At 67.7% G+C, this 17,227-nt stretch carries 16 protein-coding genes; 9 read left to right on the top strand and 7 right to left on the bottom strand.

Annotation, left to right across the window (positions count from 1 at the left end):
- Positions 1-60: 60 nt before the first annotated feature.
- The 5 genes from ffh to ACFCV3_RS30330 all read left to right on the top strand — a co-directional run bounded on the left by ffh (position 61) and on the right by ACFCV3_RS30330 (position 7,070).
- Positions 61-1,629, top strand: a complete 1,569-nt coding sequence (gene ffh / locus ACFCV3_RS30310) for a signal recognition particle protein (RefSeq protein ID WP_376035598.1) — start codon at positions 61-63, stop codon at positions 1,627-1,629.
- Between the two features lie 154 nt (positions 1,630-1,783).
- On the top strand, positions 1,784-3,106 hold the full coding sequence (locus tag ACFCV3_RS30315) for a lytic transglycosylase domain-containing protein (RefSeq protein ID WP_376035600.1): 1,323 nt from the start codon (positions 1,784-1,786) through the stop codon (positions 3,104-3,106).
- Positions 3,107-3,320: 214 nt separating this feature from the next.
- The gene (locus ACFCV3_RS30320) at positions 3,321-4,460 is read left to right on the top strand and encodes a lytic transglycosylase domain-containing protein (RefSeq protein ID WP_376035602.1); all 1,140 of its coding nucleotides are present in this window, start codon (positions 3,321-3,323) and stop codon (positions 4,458-4,460) included.
- Positions 4,461-4,484: 24 nt separating this feature from the next.
- Positions 4,485-5,582 (top strand): amidohydrolase family protein, encoded by a 1,098-nt coding sequence (locus tag ACFCV3_RS30325; protein WP_376035603.1) that lies wholly within the window; start codon positions 4,485-4,487, stop codon positions 5,580-5,582.
- Positions 5,583-5,693: 111 nt separating this feature from the next.
- On the top strand, positions 5,694-7,070 hold the full coding sequence (locus ACFCV3_RS30330; protein ID WP_376035605.1) for an N-acetylmuramoyl-L-alanine amidase: 1,377 nt from the start codon (positions 5,694-5,696) through the stop codon (positions 7,068-7,070).
- On the opposite strand, the gene ACFCV3_RS30335 is transcribed toward ACFCV3_RS30330, so the two are convergent.
- Positions 7,071-7,502 (bottom strand): CPBP family intramembrane glutamic endopeptidase, encoded by a 432-nt coding sequence (locus ACFCV3_RS30335; RefSeq protein WP_376035607.1) that lies wholly within the window; start codon positions 7,500-7,502, stop codon positions 7,071-7,073.
- A 99-nt stretch (positions 7,503-7,601) separates the two neighbouring features.
- Here ACFCV3_RS30335 and ACFCV3_RS30340 point away from each other — a divergent pair, with 99 nt between their 5' ends.
- The 3 genes from ACFCV3_RS30340 (at position 7,602) to ACFCV3_RS30350 (ending at position 10,687) form a co-directional block, all read left to right on the top strand.
- Positions 7,602-8,837 carry a histidine kinase gene (locus ACFCV3_RS30340; protein ID WP_376035609.1) on the top strand — a complete coding sequence of 412 codons (1,236 nt, stop codon included), beginning with the start codon at positions 7,602-7,604 and terminating at the stop codon, positions 8,835-8,837.
- Complete coding sequence (locus ACFCV3_RS30345; protein ID WP_376035611.1) at positions 8,828-9,466, top strand: LuxR C-terminal-related transcriptional regulator; 639 nt, start codon at positions 8,828-8,830, stop codon at positions 9,464-9,466. Before ACFCV3_RS30340 ends, ACFCV3_RS30345 begins: the two co-directional genes overlap by 10 nt.
- A gap of 96 nt (positions 9,467-9,562) precedes the next feature.
- On the top strand, positions 9,563-10,687 hold the full coding sequence (locus ACFCV3_RS30350) for a S1 family peptidase (RefSeq protein WP_376035613.1): 1,125 nt from the start codon (positions 9,563-9,565) through the stop codon (positions 10,685-10,687).
- 61 nt (positions 10,688-10,748) lie between these two features.
- Here the strand turns inward: ACFCV3_RS30350 and ACFCV3_RS30355 are convergent, their stop codons facing one another.
- Genes ACFCV3_RS30355 through ACFCV3_RS30380 form a run of 6 tightly spaced genes read right to left on the bottom strand, consistent with a single transcriptional unit; the run spans position 10,749 to position 16,331 of the window.
- Complete coding sequence (locus tag ACFCV3_RS30355) at positions 10,749-12,098, bottom strand: flotillin family protein (RefSeq protein WP_376035615.1); 1,350 nt, start codon at positions 12,096-12,098, stop codon at positions 10,749-10,751.
- 34 nt (positions 12,099-12,132) lie between these two features.
- Positions 12,133-12,327: a hypothetical protein gene (locus ACFCV3_RS30360; RefSeq protein WP_132412772.1), complete on the bottom strand. Its 195-nt coding sequence runs from the start codon at positions 12,325-12,327 to the stop codon at positions 12,133-12,135.
- A gap of 42 nt (positions 12,328-12,369) precedes the next feature.
- Positions 12,370-13,194: a carbohydrate ABC transporter permease gene (locus ACFCV3_RS30365; protein WP_376035617.1), complete on the bottom strand. Its 825-nt coding sequence runs from the start codon at positions 13,192-13,194 to the stop codon at positions 12,370-12,372.
- Positions 13,191-14,075 carry a carbohydrate ABC transporter permease gene (locus ACFCV3_RS30370; RefSeq protein ID WP_376035619.1) on the bottom strand — a complete coding sequence of 295 codons (885 nt, stop codon included), beginning with the start codon at positions 14,073-14,075 and terminating at the stop codon, positions 13,191-13,193. Before ACFCV3_RS30370 ends, ACFCV3_RS30365 begins: the two co-directional genes overlap by 4 nt.
- A gap of 14 nt (positions 14,076-14,089) precedes the next feature.
- The gene (locus ACFCV3_RS30375; RefSeq protein ID WP_376035621.1) at positions 14,090-15,379 is read right to left on the bottom strand and encodes an ABC transporter substrate-binding protein; all 1,290 of its coding nucleotides are present in this window, start codon (positions 15,377-15,379) and stop codon (positions 14,090-14,092) included.
- Between the two features lie 4 nt (positions 15,380-15,383).
- Entirely contained in the window at positions 15,384-16,331 is a 948-nt protein-coding gene (locus tag ACFCV3_RS30380; RefSeq protein ID WP_376035623.1) for a carbohydrate kinase family protein, read from the bottom strand.
- A gap of 128 nt (positions 16,332-16,459) precedes the next feature.
- On the opposite strand from ACFCV3_RS30380, the gene ACFCV3_RS30385 reads away from it, so the two are divergent.
- Positions 16,460-17,212, top strand: a complete 753-nt coding sequence (locus ACFCV3_RS30385) for a DeoR/GlpR family DNA-binding transcription regulator (protein WP_376035625.1) — start codon at positions 16,460-16,462, stop codon at positions 17,210-17,212.
- Positions 17,213-17,227 lie beyond the last annotated feature (15 nt).

Below are 17,227 nucleotides of genomic sequence, written 5' to 3' on the forward strand. Positions count from 1 at the left end.
GGTGGACCGGCCGGTAGACTTCGGGAGTTGTTCGGTGCTCGCTAGAGGATGGACTTTCCCGTGTTCGACACGCTTTCCGATCGGTTGTCCGCTGCGTTCAAGAATCTGCGTGGCAAGGGCAAGCTGACCGATGCCGATATCGAAGCGACGACACGGGAGATCCGGATCGCGCTGCTCGAGGCGGATGTCGCGCTGCCGGTGGTGCGCGAGTTCATCGCGAAGATCCGGGAGCGGGCCAGCGGTGCCGAGGTGCGCGGGGGGCTGAACCCGGCGCAGCAGGTGATCAAGATCGTGAACGAGGAGCTGGTCGGCATCCTCGGCGGGGAGACCCGTGAGCTGCGGATGGCGAAGCGGCCGCCGACCGTGATCATGCTGGCAGGTCTGCAGGGTGCTGGTAAGACGACCCTGGCCGGGAAGCTGGCCAAGTGGCTGAAGGAGACCAAGCACCAGACGCCGATCCTGGTCGCCGCCGACCTGCAGCGGCCGAACGCGGTCACCCAGCTCCAGGTGGTCGGTGAGCGGGCCGGCGTACCGGTGTTCGCTCCCGAGCCCGGTAACGGCGTCGGCGATCCGGTGGACGTGGCCCGGAAGGCGATGGACGAGGCGCGGGCCAAGCAGCACAGCGTGGTCATCGTCGACACGGCCGGCCGGCTGGGTGTCGACGAGGAGCTGATGAAGCAGGCCGCCGACATCCGCGACGCGGTGAACCCGGACGAGATCCTGTTCGTCGTCGACGCGATGATCGGTCAGGACGCGGTCACCACCGCGCAGGCCTTCCTCGACGGGGTCGGCTTCGACGGCGTGGTGCTGTCCAAGCTGGACGGTGACGCCCGCGGTGGTGCGGCGCTGTCGATCGCGCAGGTCACCGGCCGCCAGGTGATGTTCGCCAGCAACGGCGAGAAGCTCGAGGACTTCGACGTCTTCCACCCCGACCGGATGGCGTCGCGCATCCTCGGCATGGGTGACGTGATGAGCCTGATCGAGCAGGCCGAGCGCACCTTCGACGCGGACGCGGCCGCGAAGACGGCGGCCAAGCTGCAGAAGAAGGGTGGTAAGGACTTCACCCTGGACGACTTCCTCGCCCAGATGCAGTCGGTGCGCAAGATGGGCCCGCTGACCAAGATCTTCGGCATGCTGCCCGGCGCCAGCCAGTTCAAGGACCAGCTGGAGAACTTCGACGAGCGCGAGATCGACCGGATCGAGGCGGTCATCCACTCGATGACGCCGGCCGAGCGGAACGACCCGAACATCATCAACGGCTCCCGCCGGGCCCGGATCGCGAAGGGTTCCGGGACCGAGGTCGCCACCGTCAGCGGGCTGGTCGAGCGGTTCTTCGAGGCCCGCAAGATGATGTCCGCGATGGCGTCCGGCAAGGGCATCCCGGGGATGCCCGGGATGCCGGGCATGCCCGGCGGCGGCGCCGCGGGTGGGCGCAAGGCGAAGCAGCAGAAGCTGGCGAAGGGCAAGAAGCGCGGTTCGGGCAACCCGGCCAAGCGGGCCGGCGGGGGTGCGCCCCAGCCGCAGGAACCGCAGCCGGGTCAGCTCCCGGCCGCGTTCGGCGGCGCCGGGCAGACCGGCGGCGACTTCGAGCTCCCCGACGACCTGAAGAAGATGCTCGGCGGCAAGTAACCTGGAGTGACGGGGGCCGGTGCTGCCCGATCGGACAAGCGGTCACTGCACGAAGTGACACCCCGTTACCCGTTGTCGATGATCCTGGGCCCGCTAAGATCGTGCCTACGCCCGGAGAATGTCGGTACTGCGGAAACGTCGAAGGACGGATCGGATGAGGCAGCAGTTCAAGAACCTGGACACGTGGCGGGGGAAGCTCACCGCCACCTGGGTGTGCCTGGCTCCGCCGACCGCCATGGTCGCCGTGTTCGTGATCGGCGGTGTCACGTCGAACACGTTCATCGTCGACGCGCACGCCCTGGCCGGTCAGCGCCCGGACTCGGTCTTCGACGACCTGGCCAACGACCTGCCGAACCAGCCCGGTGTCGACGGCAGCCTGCCGACCCAGGAGAAGTCCACGGTCACCGTCCCGGTCACCGGGAGCACGGACGGCACCGTTCAGCCGATCCCCGGGATCACCGGTGACGCGTCCGGGATCCCCGGCACCGTCCTGGCGGCGTACCAGAAGGTCGCGAACGATTTGGCCCTCGCGAAGCCGAACTGCCGCATCACCTGGCCGTTGCTGGCCGGGATCGGCAAGGTCGAGTCCGACCACGCGAACGGCGGCAAGGTCGATGCGGCCGGGAACACCCGCGGCCAGATCCTCGGCCCGGTGCTGAACGGCGGCCCCGGGATGGCCGCCATCTCCGACACCGACCAGGGTCAGTTCGACGGCGACAAGCAGTGGGACCGTGCGGTCGGGCCGATGCAGTTCATTCCGGGCACCTGGAAGGCGTTCGGGGCCGACGGTAACGGCGACGGCACCAAGAACCCGCACAACGTCTTCGACGCGGCCCGGGCGGCCGGCGACTACCTCTGCTCGGGTGGGGCCAACCTGGCCGACGCCCAGGGGCTCGTGCAGTCCGTCCTGCGGTACAACCACTCGATGGACTACGTGTCCACCGTGCTGCGCTGGATGCAGTCGTACAGCAAGCAGACCGTGAAGGTTCCGGACACGCCCGGCGTGATCACCCCACCAGGCGACAACGGCAACGTCGACAACCCGACCCGCAACAACACCATCCCGACGCCGACCCCGACGCCGACGGTCACCCCGACGACGACTCCGAGCCCGACTCCGAAGCCGACGCCGACCAAGCCCAGTACGTCGAAGCCGTCGAGCCCGACGCCGACCCCGACGCCGTCGAAGCCCAGTACGCCGAAGCCGCCGTACACGCCGCCGACCAAGCACACGCCGAGCCCGACCCCGACCCCGACGCCGACCCCCACACCGACGCCGCCGGTCTGCACGCCGACCCCCACGCCGACGCCGACCCCCACTCCGGAAGGGACCCCGACGACGACGCCGGAGGGCACCCCGAGCGGGCAGCAGGCGCAGGCCCAGGCCGAGGACCCGGCGACCCCGCCGCCGTGCACCACGCCGACCCCGGCCCCGGCCGGCCAGACCCAGCAGGTGGCTCCGCAGCCCGGTAACTGAGGGCCCGCAAACCCCTTGTTCTGCACGATTTCGTGCCACTACCTGCCCCTGTTCGTGCGGGTCAAGGTGGGCTGGGTAACTTTGCACCGACTTGATGTAACTTTCCGGCGCATCGGTCGTTGAGCCGACTATGCGCCTAACCCGTAGTGGAAACCGTCGGGTCAAAATCATCATCGCGTCACTGTGCACAGTCCCGCTCCTGGTCGGGGCGATCGTGACAGTGGCTTCGGGCGGGGCCGGTGCCTCCGGTCAGCTCGCGACGGACAGTCCGGTCGCTCCCCAGCCTGGAGCCGGACTGAACAGCGGTGAGTTCGACGAACTGACGATGATCGTGCCGCAGCGTCCTGGAGTGGACGGCCGGCTCGGATCCGACAAACCCGCCCGTGACGACGTCCCCGTGCAAGGGGCGACCGACGGCCGTTCCGTCGTCCGCCCGGGGCGACCGGGTGCCGTCAACGGCATCCCTCGCGGGGTCTTCCCCGCCTACCGCCGCGCCACCGCGAATCTCGCCGTGGTCCGGCCGAACTGTGGCCTCACCTGGCCGTTGCTGGCCGGTATCGGCAAGGTCGAGTCCGACCACGCCAGCGGTGGCCGGGTCGACGTCGCCGGGACCACCCGCGGCAAGATCTTCGGCCCGATGCTGAACGGCAAGGCCGGTAACGGCAAGATCCCGGACAGCGACAAGGGCAAGTACGACGGCGACCTGACCTGGGACCGCGCCGTCGGCCCGATGCAGATCATCCCGCAGGTCTGGGCCGACTACGGCGCCGACGGCAACGGTGACGGCTTCCGCAACCCCAACAACGTGTACGACGCGGTCACCACGGTGGCCGTCTACCTGTGCGCCGAGGGCGACGACCTGAAGCGCCCCCGGGACCTGGTCGAGTCGCTCCTGCGCTACCAGCACTCCAAGGACTTCGTCGCCACGGTGCTGAAGTGGATGCGCGTCTACAGCAAGAACGCGGTCCTGATCCCGAACGAGAAGGGTCAGCTGTCGGTCCCGAAGCCGACCGGTAACGCCGAGCGCAAGGTCGACCCGCGCCAGGTTCCGGACGTGCCGGACGACACCAAGACGCCGACCCCGACGCCGACCAAGAAGCCGCCGACAATGCTGCCGACGACGACGCCGGACCCGGTGGACGAGCCGACCAAGCCGCCGACGCACAAGCCGACGAAGCCGCCGACACAGCGGCCGACGCCGACCCCGACGCCGACTCCCACGCCGACGCCGACCCCCACTCCGACCCCGACGCCGACGCCCACCCCGACGCCGACGGACACCCCCACCGGTACGCCGTGCACGGCCGACCCGACCAACCCCACCTGCACCCCCGGAGGCGGCTCACACGGCTGACGGAAGCCCGGATACGGTCGACTCATGACCGTACTCAGACTCGTTGGCACGGTGTTGCCGTCGGGTGAGCAGCAGGAGCTGTATCTCAGTGGCGGGCTGGTCGTCGACCGGCCCACCACTGGGGATGTCACGACCCTGCATACCGGTGGCTGGATCATTCCGGGGCTCGTCGACGCGCACTGCCACATCGGGCTCGACACCCACGGTGGTGTCGACCGGGAGACCGCGGAGCTGCAGGCGATCGCCGATCGGGACGCCGGAGCGCTGCTGGTACGCGATGCCGGTTCGCCGACCGACACCCGCTGGATCGACGACCGGCCGGATCTGCCGAAGATCATCCGGGCCGGCCGGCACATCGCCCGCTCGAAGCGCTACATCCGCAACTACGGCTGGGAGATCGAGCCCGCGGAGCTGGTCGCGTATGTCGAGCAGGAGGCCCTCCGCAGCGACGGCTGGGTGAAGCTGGTCGGCGACTGGATCGACCGGGACGCGGGTGACCTGACCCCGTGCTGGCCGGCTGAGGCACTAAATGCGGCCATCGCCCGCGCGCACGAGCTCGGTGCCCGGGTCACCGCGCACGTCTTCGGTGAGCACGCGCTGCCCGACCTGCTCGCTGCCGGGATCGACTGCATCGAGCACGGCACCGGTGTCGAGGCGGACATGCTGGCGCTGATGGCCGAGCACCAGGTGGCCGTCGTACCGACGCTGATCCAGCTGGAGAACTTTCCGGAGTATGCCGATCAGGCTGCGGAGAAGTTCCCCGTCTACTCGGCGCATATGACCGACCTGTACGAGCGGCGGCTGCACCGGCTCCGGGACGCGTTCGAGGCGGGCGTCCCCGTGTACGCCGGAACTGACGCAGGCGGGGTCCTCGGGCACGGACTGATCGCCCGGGAGATCCAGGCGCTGACCAGGATCGGGATGTCGGGGGAGCAGGCCCTGGCTGCCGGGTCCTGGGCGGCGCGCGCGTGGCTCGGCGTACCGAGTGTCCTGCAGCCGGGGGACCCGGCCGATCTGGTGGTCTACGACGAGGACCCGAGACTCAACCCGGCCGTCCTGTCGCACCCGAAGATGATCGTTCTGCGTGGCAGAATCGCGGAGCGGGGCAAATTCACACGGTAACGGGAAAAAGTTCACCCAACTACTGGCTTTGGCGGAAGGTTTTCGCCTAGCGTGATCCCTCCGGGACCACCGACGCCCCTCGATGGACCGATTAAGGGAAGGAACCGCCCCATGGGGAAAACCGCCCGAGTACCCGTGCCCAAACTCTCCGCCCTGCTGGCCGCGGCGGCCGCCGGTGCGCTTGCACTCAGCGCTCTCCCGAGCAACGCCGCCCAGCCGGCAGCGCCAGTCGCATCCGGCCCGGCCGACATCTCGACCGCCTTCACCAACGCGTCCGCGAAGTACGACGTACCGCGGGAGGTGCTGGTTGCCGTCGGGTACGCGGAGTCGCACCTGGACGGTCATGACGGCAAGCCGAGTCAGGCCAGTGGCTACGGCCTCATGCACCTGGTCAGCAACAACAAGAACCCGACGATGTCCGAGGCCGCCAAGCTCACCGGTCTGCCGGTCGAGCAACTCGCCAAGGACATGCCGTCGAACATCGAAGGCGCCGCTGCCGTCCTCGACTCGTACGCCGATGCGTCCGGTCTGCAAGGTGATGCCCGCCGGGACGCCGGACGCTGGTACGAGGCCGTCGCGAGGTACTCGCACTCGCCCGACGGACCGACCGCCCGCCTGTACACCGACGAGGTCTTCCGGATCATCGGAGCCGGCGTGCAGGCCAAAGGTGTGACCGTGGCGCCGAAGAAGGTCAGCCCGCAGCTTGGCGCGTACGCGAAGGTGGCCCCGCTCGGCACCCGGACCGAGTCGTCGGTCGAGGCCGTCGACTACCCGGGCGCGATCTGGAACCCGGCCAGTACCAGCAACTACACCTCCGGGCGGACCCAGGCGATCTCCTCGATCACCATCCACGTGGCGCAAGGCTCGTACGCCGGGACGATCAGCTGGTTCAAGAACCCGTCGGCCAAGGTGAGCGCGCACTACGTGATCAAGTCCTCCAACGGCGAGGTCACCCAGATGGTGGCCGAGAAGGACAAGGCCTGGCACGTCGGCACCGAGAACGGCTACACGATCGGCATCGAGCACGAGGGGTGGGTCAACGACGCGTCCTGGTTCACCGAGTCGATGTACAAGTCGTCCGCGGCGCTGGTCCGCAACATCGCCGACCGGCGCGGTATCCCGAAGGACCGGGCCCACATCAGGGGCCACAGTGAGTACCCGAACCAGACGCACACCGACCCGGGTCCGAACTGGGATTGGAACAAGTTCATGCAGCTGGTGAACGGCGGCACCCCGCCGACGTACAACTTCACCACCTACGGCACCGGTGTCCGCGTCCGTGAGACGCCCCGCCTGAGCGGCAGAATCCTCACCGAGCTGCCCGGCCCGACGCAGGTCTTCGTCACCTGCCAGACGCAGGGTGACACGGTCAACGCCGAAGGCAAGACCAACAACTGGTGGGCCAAACTGCGCGACCAGGGCGGCTACATGACGAACGTCTACATCGCCGCCGCGAACCCGAAGCTCCCCGGCATAGCGGATTGCTAGTCAGAGCCGTTTCGTCCACGCCAGCCAGCTGACGAGGACCGCCATCACCAGCCAGCCCGGCCAGCCCTGCAGACCCACTGTCATCGGGTCCAGGTCCTGGCCGGGCGCGCTGAGTTGCCACACCAGCCGAGTGGTCACGTTGCTGACCACAGCGTGAGCCAGTACGGCGGGCAGCACGGAGCCGGACCGCAGTCGCAGCCAGCTGAAGATCGGCAGCACCAGCAGACAAGCGATCACGAAACTCCCCATCGAAGCGAGCATCGAGTGCCCTGGGTACTGGCCGCCCATCAGCAGCGTCGGCAGATGCCAGAGCGCCATCAGAACCCCGGTCCGCAGGTACGCCGGCAGTAGCCCGTAGCGGCGCATCCGCGGCAGCAGGTAGCCCTGCCACCTCGGCAGCACGAGTCCCAGCGCAGCCCGCAGATCGGGCACCTTCACTACGTACCGCAGTACGAACACCGGTGTGCGGGTGTGTGAACAGTAGAGCCTGCTGTACCGACTCTGGGGTCCGTCATGCCGGATGATCGAGGTATGACGTGGACAAAGCGGCTGGCCCGCGGGGGACCGGCAAGTGGGTACCTGATGGTCCGGTACCTCAAGTTCGTGGTGCTCTTCGCGGCCACACCGATCAGTCTGTTGCTGGGCTGGCTGATTCCCGGAGTGACGGCTGGTCTGGTCAAGCTGGCGAACAGTGAGCTGGACCGAGCCAGCCGGTACGTCGGTGCGTCCGACGTACCGCAGTTGCCGGCGGCTGCACCCCGTGGTTCGGCCGATGTGGTGACGCTGCTGCAGGACAAGTCGTTCAAGCGCAGTCTCTGGCTCTACCTGGGCTGCGTGGCGGCGGTCCCGGAGCTGTTCATCGCGGTGAGCGCGGTCTTCGCCGTACCGGCCGCTGTGCTGACCGCAGTGTTGTGGCCGCTCGACCCGGGCAACTTCACGATGATGGGTGTCCCGGTCGATAGCTGGTGGGACATTGCGTGGCTTGCTCCGCTGCAGGTCGCGGTTGGGCTCGGGCTGCTGGGCTGGGTAGCGCCAGCGGTGGCGCGTGGTCATGCCAAGGCGACCAGGAAGCTGCTGGCGCCCAGTGCGGATCAGCTGGAGTCCGAGCGGCTCAGCCGACGGGTAGAGGAGCTGACCCGGAGCAGGGCCGGTGCGGTGGACTCTCACGGCGCTGAGCTGCGTCGGATCGAGCGGGACCTGCACGACGGCACTCAGGCGCAGCTGGTGTCGCTGGCGATGCGCATCGGCGTTGCCAAGCAGGTGATGGCCGATGACCCCGAGAAGGCGGCCAAACTGCTGGACGACGCGCGTGATGGTGCCGAACAAGCCATGCACGAGCTACGCGGCGTACTGCGCACTATGTACCCGCCCATCCTTCAGGACCGCGGTCTGGCCGGTGCGATCTCCGCACTCGCTGCGCGCTGTCCGCTGCCGGTAGAGCTGCGGATGGGTGAGCTCGGCCAAGTCCCTGCCGCAGTGGAGGCCGCTGCGTACTTTGTCGTGGCAGAGTCCCTCACCAACGTCACCAAGCACTCCGCCGCCGGACGCGTCGACCTCACGATGGAGCGGCGTGGTCCTGAGCTCTACCTGGAGATCACCGACGACGGTATCGGTGGCGCGCGCATCAACGAGCAGTCCGACCTGCTGGGCCGGGGGAGTGGCCTGCATGGCATGCTCCACCGTGTGCAAGCGATCGACGGCCACCTGGAACTGCGGAGCCCGATCGGCGGACCCACCACGATCGAGGTCATCCTTCCGTGCGAGTGATCATTCTCGAGGACAACCCCATCCTGGCCGAAGGACTCGGTCTGTTGCTGAGCAATTCCGGCTTCGAGGTTGCCGCGGTCGCCGGCGATGCCGACGGCTTCGCGCAGGCGATGGCCGAGCACGAGGTGGATATCGCGGTCGTCGACGTGCGGCTGCCGCCGACCTTCACCGACGAGGGGTTGCGCGCCGCGATCGAGGCCCGCCGGGTTCGGCCCGGCCTTCCGGTGCTGGTTTTCTCGCAGTACGTCGAAGAAATCTACGCCGCCGAACTGCTCGCGGCCGGCAGTGAGGGCGTCGGCTACCTGCTGAAGGACCGGGTCTCCCGCGTCGACGAGTTCCTCGAGGCGGTACGGCGGGTCGCGGCCGGCGGCACCGTGCTGGACCCGGAAGTCGTCAGTCAGCTGATGGTGAAGAAGAGCAATCCGCTCGACCGGTTGACACCGCGCGAGCGTGAAGTGCTCGCCCTGATGGCCGAAGGTCTGGGCAACACCGAGATCGGCGCGAAGCTGGTGATCTCCGAAGGCGCTGTGCACAAACACGTTGGAAACGTTTTCCTGAAACTGGACCTGCCGCCGTCCGATTCCGGACATCGCCGTGTGCTGGCGGTTCTGGCCTACTTGGGACTCTGACCCACGCGGTCTTGACGATCGCTGCGGCGTACGCCACTCTCAGTCCAGAGAGCGCTCTCACACCCACCGAAACCGCCCCTAGGTGAGGAGTGATCCATGAAGGTTCTGTTGGCCGCCGTGCTCGTCGTGAGTGCCGTCGGTATCCCTGGCCAAGCTGTTGCCGCAGGCATCGACCAGCCGTTGGCCGTGTCCGGTCAGGCTGCTGCGATGCAGAAGGACTTCGGTCTGACCGAGCAGCAGATGAACGCCAGGCTCAAGTCCGAGACCGATGCCGCCAAGCTGCTCCCCGCTGCGCAGAAGGCAGCAGGGCAGGAGTTCGGCGGTGCCTGGTACGACGCCGCCCAGCAGAAGCTCGTCGTCGGGCTCGCCGGTTCGAGCCGGGCGAACGCCGTACGGGCGACCGGTGCCGAGACGGTCGCGGTACCGAAGGCGGCCGCCGTACTGGACAAGCAGAAGAACGCGGTCGACAAGCTGGCCGGGAAGTCCGTGCCTGCTGCCGTCAGCGGCTGGGCAGCTGACGCGAAGACCGGCAGCGTCGTCGTCAATGTCCAAGCAGGTAAGCGTTCTCCGGCCGTCGATGCGTTCGTGGCCAAGGTCGCCAAGGCCGGCGCGGTGACAGTCCGGGAGGTCGCGGCCCAGGCGCCGCGGACGTTCGCGGCCGGTACGGTCGGCGGCGACCCGTACTACGTCAGCAACATCCGCTGCTCGATCGGCTTCTCCGTGCACGGCGGGTACGTCACCGCCGGACACTGCGGCCGCGGCGGCATCGTCCGTGGCTGGGACGGTTCGAACCAGGGCGAGTTCCGCGGCTGGTCGTTCCCCGGCAACGACTATGCCTGGGTGCAGACCGGCTACGGCTGGTGGACTGTGCCCGTCGTACTCGGCTGGGGGCAGACCAGCGACAAGCTCGTCCGCGGATCCTGGGAAGCACCGGTCGGCTCGTCGATCTGTCGCAGCGGCTCGACCACGCATTGGCACTGTGGCGCCGTACTGGCCAAGAACGAAACGGTGAACTACGGCAACGGCCAGTTGTTCTACGGAGCAACGAAGACCAGCGTCTGCGCCGAGGGTGGCGACTCCGGCGGCTCGTTCATCACCGGTGACCAGGCCCAGGGCGTCACGTCCGGCGGCTGGGGCAACTGCAGCAGCGGTGGTGAGACCTGGTTCCAGCCGGTCAACGAGATTCTCCAGGCCTACGGGCTGACTCTGCACACCGCATAACAGGCGGATGCCCCGGATCCCCCGCGCAACAGGGGATCCGGGGCGTCCGGCTCAGCACTGGTCAGGCAGTTTGGTCAGGCACCGGCTCGAGGGTGGGCTTGGCCTCGTCCTTGCCGCTCAGCGACTCGATCAGCTGCTTGGCCAGCGCGAAGCCCGAGCCACCCATGGTGATCGTCTTGACCAGGGTGTCCTCGATGCCCTGGGCACCGTTCAGGACCACCATGTTGCCGACCTTCTCGAACGAGCTCGCCGCGGCGCGGACGATCTCCGGGTAGGCCTCGGCCAGCTGCTGGGCGACGACGGCGTCGGTGTTCGTGGCCAGGGCCTCGGCGCGGGCCTTGATACCGGCCGCCTCGGCCATCGCCTTCGCCTGGACGGCGGCCGCCTCGGCCTTACCGTTCAGCTCGGTCGCCTTCGCCTGGGCCTCACCGCGCAACGTCACCTCGCGGGCGTTCGCCTCGGCGGCCGCGATCTGCGCGTCCCGGGCGGCACCGGCCAGCGTGCGCTGCTTGTACGCCTCTGCGTCGGCCGGCTTCAGCACCGACGACTCCAGCTGCTTCTCGGCCAGGGACGCGTTCAGCTTGGCGGTCTCGGTCTCGGCGACCACAACCTCCTGGCGGGCCAGCGCCTCGGCCAGCGGGCCGGACTGCTGTGCCTTCGACCTCGCCTGGTCGACCTCGGCCTGGTAACCGGCCTGCGCGATCGAGCTCTGCCGTACGGCGGCCGCCTTGGCCGCCGCGGCGACCTGCTCGCGCTCGGTGGCTTCCTTGTCCCGCTCGGCCTGCGCGATGCGCGCCGCGGCCTCGACCGCGGCGGCCTGCGGACGGCCGAGGTTGCGGATGTAGCCGGACTCGTCGTCGATCTCCTGGATCTGCAGCGAGTCGACCACCAGACCGAGCTTCTCCATGTCACCGGCCAGCGAGCCCCGGATGTTCGTGGTCAGCGTCTCGCGGTCGTGCAGCATCTCCTCGACCGTGGTCGAACCGACGATCGCCCGCAGGTGACCGGCGAACAGCTCGTGGATCGTGCCCATCACCTGCTCGTCGCTCTGCTCCAGGAAGCGCCGGGCCGCGTTCGCGATCGAGCCGTAGTCGTCACCGACCTTGTACGCCGTGACGCCCTTGATGTGCAGCGGGATGCCCTGACTGGACACACAGGTGACCGTCAGCGGGGTGGCGCGGATGTCCAGCGGCAACCGCCGGACGGTCTGGAAACCGGGCAGCACCGCGGTCCCGCGACCGACCACGATCTTGAACCCGAGGGTCTCGTTGACCTGCTCCGAGCTCGAGTGCGCGCCGAGGCCGGAGATGATGAGTGCCTCGTTCGGTTCGGCGACCCGCCAGACCATCCGGAACAAGAGCAGCAGTACGACCAGGGCAACGGCGCCGCCGATCACGTACGTCCAGAGCATTTCCCCTCCAGGGAACCAGAAGCAACAGCGAGAGTTACAGAGCGCGGGAGACGTAGACCGTGCGCGGCGGGTCGTAGTCCACGACCACGACCTGCGCGCCGACCTCGATCTCTTCGTCGACCGCGGGGTAAGCGTAGAAGGCTTCGGTGGCACCACGGACCGGCAGCATCACTTCGCCGACGATTCCTGGTGCGATCCGCCCGATCACGCGCCCCCGCTTGCCAACCATGACGCCCCTCCGACGTACCGCTGCTGCTTCCGGTTCCGGAGTTTAGCCTCTGATCGCTCCTTCGGTTGCGCCCTTGATGAACTGGCGGGCGAAGACGATGAAGATCACGATCAGCGGGACCATCGCCATCAGTGCCCCGGTCATCACCATGCTGTAGTCGACCCCGTGCGAACGGTTGAGACTGGACAGCGCCACCTGCAGGGTCAGGTGGTCGGGGTTGGTCAGCACGACCAACGGCCAGAAGTAGTCGTTCCAGGATCCGACGAAGGTGAAGATGCCCAGGAACGCCAGAGCCGGCCGCGCCGACGGCAGCGCCACGTGCCGGTAGACACCCAGGAAGCCGCAGCCGTCCAGCGTGGCCGCCTCGACCAGCTCGTCATGGATCGAGCTCTGGAAGTACTGCCGCAGCCAGAAGATGCCGAAGGCATTCGCCGCCGCCGGGATGATCAGCGCCTTCAAGGAACCGACCCAGCCGAACGCCGCCATCGTCTGGAACTGCGGGATCGCGCCGAGCTGCGCGGGCAGCAGCATCGTCGCCAGCAGGATCACGAACAGGACGTTCCGCCCCGGGAACCGGAACTTCGCGAACGTGAACGCGGCCAGTGAGTCGAAGAACAGCACCAGCAGCGTGGTCGAGACTGCGACCACCAAGGTGTTGCCCATCGACTGGAAGAACGCGACGTTCGCCAGTACGGCGCGGACGTTGTCGTCGAGTTGCGATCCGAGCGTGAACTTCGGGGGGAACCGGTAGATGTCGGCGGTGGTGTTCGTCGCCATCACCAGGGTCCAGTAGAACGGGAACAGCGACGCGATCCCGGCGATCGCCAGGGCGACGTGCAGGCTCACGCCCTTCCAGTGCCACCTCACTGCTTACCCCTTCCGCCGACCAGCTTCCAGTTGATCGCCGTGAACAGCAGCACGAGCATGAAGATGCTCAGGGCAATCGCCGCGGCGTACCCGTAGTCGTTGTTGAGGAAGGCCTGGCTGTAGAAGTACATGACGATCGTCATGCCGCTCTGGCCGACGCCACCGCTGTTGCCGACCATCACCTGCGGTTCGGTGAAGGTCTGCAGACCGCCGATCGTCGACGTGACCACCGTGAACAGGACGACGGGCCGCAGCTGCGGCAGCGTGATCGAGAAGAACGTCCGGACCGCGCCGGCGCCGTCGACCTTGGCCGCCTCGTACTGTTCCTTGGGGATCGCCTGGAGTCCGGCCAGATAGATGATCGTGTTGTACCCGGCCCACTGCCACACGATCATCGTCGAGATCGCGATCTTGATTCCCCACGGTTCCCCGAGCCAGTCCTGGCTGGACAGGCCGAGCGCGCGCAGGCCGGAGTTGATCAGCCCGAAGTTCGTGCTGAAGACCGCGGCGAAGAAGATCGCGGCGGCCACCAGCGACGTGATGTTCGGGATGAAGTAGGCGATCCGGTAGACCCCGGAGAACCGGACGGCCGAGTTCAGCATCACCGCCAGCACGAGCGCGATCGCCAGTGTCGGGACCGTGGACATGAAGAACAGCACGATGGTGTTCTTCAGAGCCAGCCAGAACGTGCTGTCCTCGATCAGGAAGGCGAAGTTCTGCAGCCCGACGAACTGCCGGGCACTGAACCCGTCCCACTTCTGGAAGCCGAGCAGGATCGTGGACACCATCGGGTAGAGCCCGAAGACCAGGAACAGTACATAGAACGGCGACAGCGCCAGGTAGAACCGCCAGTACGACCAGACGCTGCGCCGGTGCCTCATGGAAGCGGTCAGTGTCACTGAACGCCCTGTCGTTTGCCGATCTGCTTGGCCTTCTCGACGGCCTCGGCCCAGGCCGCGTCGGAGGTCTTCTTACCGACCTGCACCAGCTTCAGTGCGTCGGTGAACGGTACGGCGATGGCCGCGTCCAGCGGGGCCTCGTACGCGATCGGGATGTCCTTGGCAGCCGGTCCGAACACGTCGATCGGCACCTGCCCACCGAAGAACGGGTCCGCCGCCTTCAGTTGCGGCTTGTCGTACGCCGCCGGCGTCGCCGGGAAGATCTGCGCGTCCGCGAACGCCTTGGCCTCGTTGTCCGGGCTGAGCATGTACTTGATCACCTCGAACGCGGCCTTCGGGTCGGCGGCGTTCTTGGTGATGGCCAGGAACGAACCACCGAAGTTCGCCGGGCCGCCCGGGGTCGGTGCGACCCGCCACTTGCCGACGCTGGTCTTCGCGGCCGCCTTGATGTCCAGCGCGACCCAGGCCGCACCGACCACGGTCGGCACCGTGCCCTGGTCGAGACCGGCGTTCCAGTCGTTCGACCCACCGAGCGTCTTGCCGTCGACCTTGAGCGTGATCGCCTTCACCGCGGTGTCCCACGCCTTGCGGATGTGGTCCTGGTCGCCGATGAACTTGTTGTCCTTGTCGATATAGCGCGACGTGCCCTGGTTGACGATCGTGCCGTACATGTCGACCGCGTCCGCGACGATGAACGCCTTCGGGTTCTTCGCCTTCAGCTCGACACCGGCCTGCAGGAAGTCGTCCCAGCTCTTCATCTGCTCGCCGACCTTGGCCGGGTCGCCCGGCAGGCCGCCGGCGGTGAAGATGTCCTCGCGGTAGAACAGCGCGGTCGGGCCGATGTCGATCGGGATCCCGAGCACCTTGCCGTCCAGTGTCGTTGCCTGCTTGACCTTCCACTCCAGGTACTGGCCGAGGAAGGCGTCGTCGGCCCCGATCGTCTTCAGGTCCACGAACCGGCTCGCCTGCGGCAGCAGCGAGGCGATGTCCTCACCCTTGATACCGGTGATGTCCGGGATCGACGTACCGCCGCTGAACGTGGTCAGCAGCTTCTGCTTGAAGTCGCCGCCCACCTCGGAGTACTTGATGTTCTGGTCCGGGAAGTGCGCGATGGTGTCGTCCAGGACGGACTTGCCCAGACCGCCCGGCCAGCACCACAGTGCCAGGTTGCCGGTGGCGTTCTTCTTGGCCGAGCCGGTGTCCATTCCGGACGAGCAGGCGACGACTGTGCCGCCGAGCACGGCTGCGAGGCCCCCAGCAAGCAGCGTTCGACGTGACAGGTCCATGGTCTTACCTTCCTGAGTGAGCGCTGATCAGCGCAGGGAGAAAACGGTCTTCCGGGTGAGCGGCAGACCACGTGGCCAGGTCCTGCCAGCCCGGCGCCGCATCGGCGCCGCCGAGCCTGGTGACGGACAGGGCCGCGGTGAGGGCGGCGAAACGGACCCGCTGCTCGAGCGGCAGGTCCCAGACAGTGGCAGCGATGAAGCCGGCGGCGAACACATCACCCGCCCCGGTGGTGTCCGCCGCCGGGACAGGGAAGGCCGGTACGGCGATGCGCTCGCCGGTGCGGCCGTCGATCGCCTCGGCCCCGTGGGCGCCGTTGGACACCACGACCACCGGGACCTTCGTGGCGAGCGCCTCCAGCGCTGCGCCGGGCGACGTCGTACGGGTGTAGGCCATGGCTTCGCCCGCGTTCGGCAGGAACACATCGCAGTGCTCGAGCTGGTCGAGGACGGCGGGATCCCATTGCTCGCTGGGATCCCAGCCTACGTCGGCGAACACCAGGCTCCCGGCGGCTTTCGCCTTCGCCAGCCACTCGTTCGGCCAGGGGCCGATGTGCGCGGCAACGGCTTTGGCCTTGGGGGAAGTGACGATCAGATCGTCGGCGCTCAGTGGTGGAGCGCTGCCGCGGGTGACCAGCGCGCGATCGTTGTCGTAGGCAAGCGCCACGGTCAACGGGGTCGGCCAGTCTTCGAGTCTGCGGGACAGGCTCAGATCAATGTGCTCCGCCTGCAGGCGATCCCACAGTCGTACGCCCAGATCGTCGGCCCCGAAGGTCGCTGCCATCCCGGTGCGCAACCCGAGCCTCGCGAGAGCAACCGCGAAGTTGGCGATCCCGCCGGGGCTCTCGTGGGAGTCGGTCGCCCAGACCTCGGTCCCCGGGCGCGGGGGCGTGGGCAGGCCGAGCACCAGGTCCTGGAACACCAGGCCGGCGACGACCACGTCAAGCTCGTTCATGAGCTGTCCCACACTCCTGCAGGTCTGATCAAACTCTTGCGTGAATCTTGAACCCGACCGTCAAAGTTTTCAATACCCAATCACGACTGTGACTGAAAATGACAGAGTTTGCGTGATACGGTCGTGATGTGTTGCCGAAGCAGCGTCAGGACGAGATCGTGCGCGCACTCCGGGTCGACGGGGCCGGGGGTGTGAAGGTGCTGGCCGCCCGCCTGGGGGTCAGCGAGGCGACGATCCGCCGCGACCTCGAGCAGTTGCACGACGAAGGCCGGCTGACCCGGGTGTACGGCGGCGCTCTCGCCGTTGACGGGGGAGACGAGCCGTTCGCGGATGTGAACGCCGTCCATGCCGCAGAGAAGGACCGGATCGCGCGGCGGGCGGCCGAGCTGGTTCAGGACGGTGAGTCCGTGCTGCTCGACATCGGGACGACCGCGCTGCGCGTCGCCCAGCATCTGCACGGACGGTCACTGACCGTTGTCACGAGCAACCTTGCTGTCCTCGAAGAGCTGCAGAACGACGAATCGATCGAGCTGATCATCCTCGGCGGTTTCGTACGGCGCAGCTACCGATCGCTCGTCGGCTATCTGACCGAGGAGAGCCTGCGGCAGATCCACGTCGACTGGCTGTTCCTGGGCACGAGCGGGGTCCGGCCCGACGGTCGCGTGATGGACAGCACGATGATCGAGGTCCCGGTCAAACGCGCGATGATCAAGGCCGCCGACCGCGTCGTCCTCCTCGCCGACGCAACCAAGTTCCCCGGCCACGGCGTCGCCCGCGTCTGCGAACCGGCCGAGCTGCACATGGTGGTCACCGAGCCGGGCGCCGACACGGCGACCCGGACCCAATTGACGGAAGCAGGAGTCCAGGTGGTGCTGGCGTGAGCGGACAGGTGGTTG

It is taken from the genome of Kribbella sp. NPDC056345, from assembly GCF_042262745.1.
Classification (GTDB): Bacteria; Actinomycetota; Actinomycetes; order Propionibacteriales; family Kribbellaceae; genus Kribbella.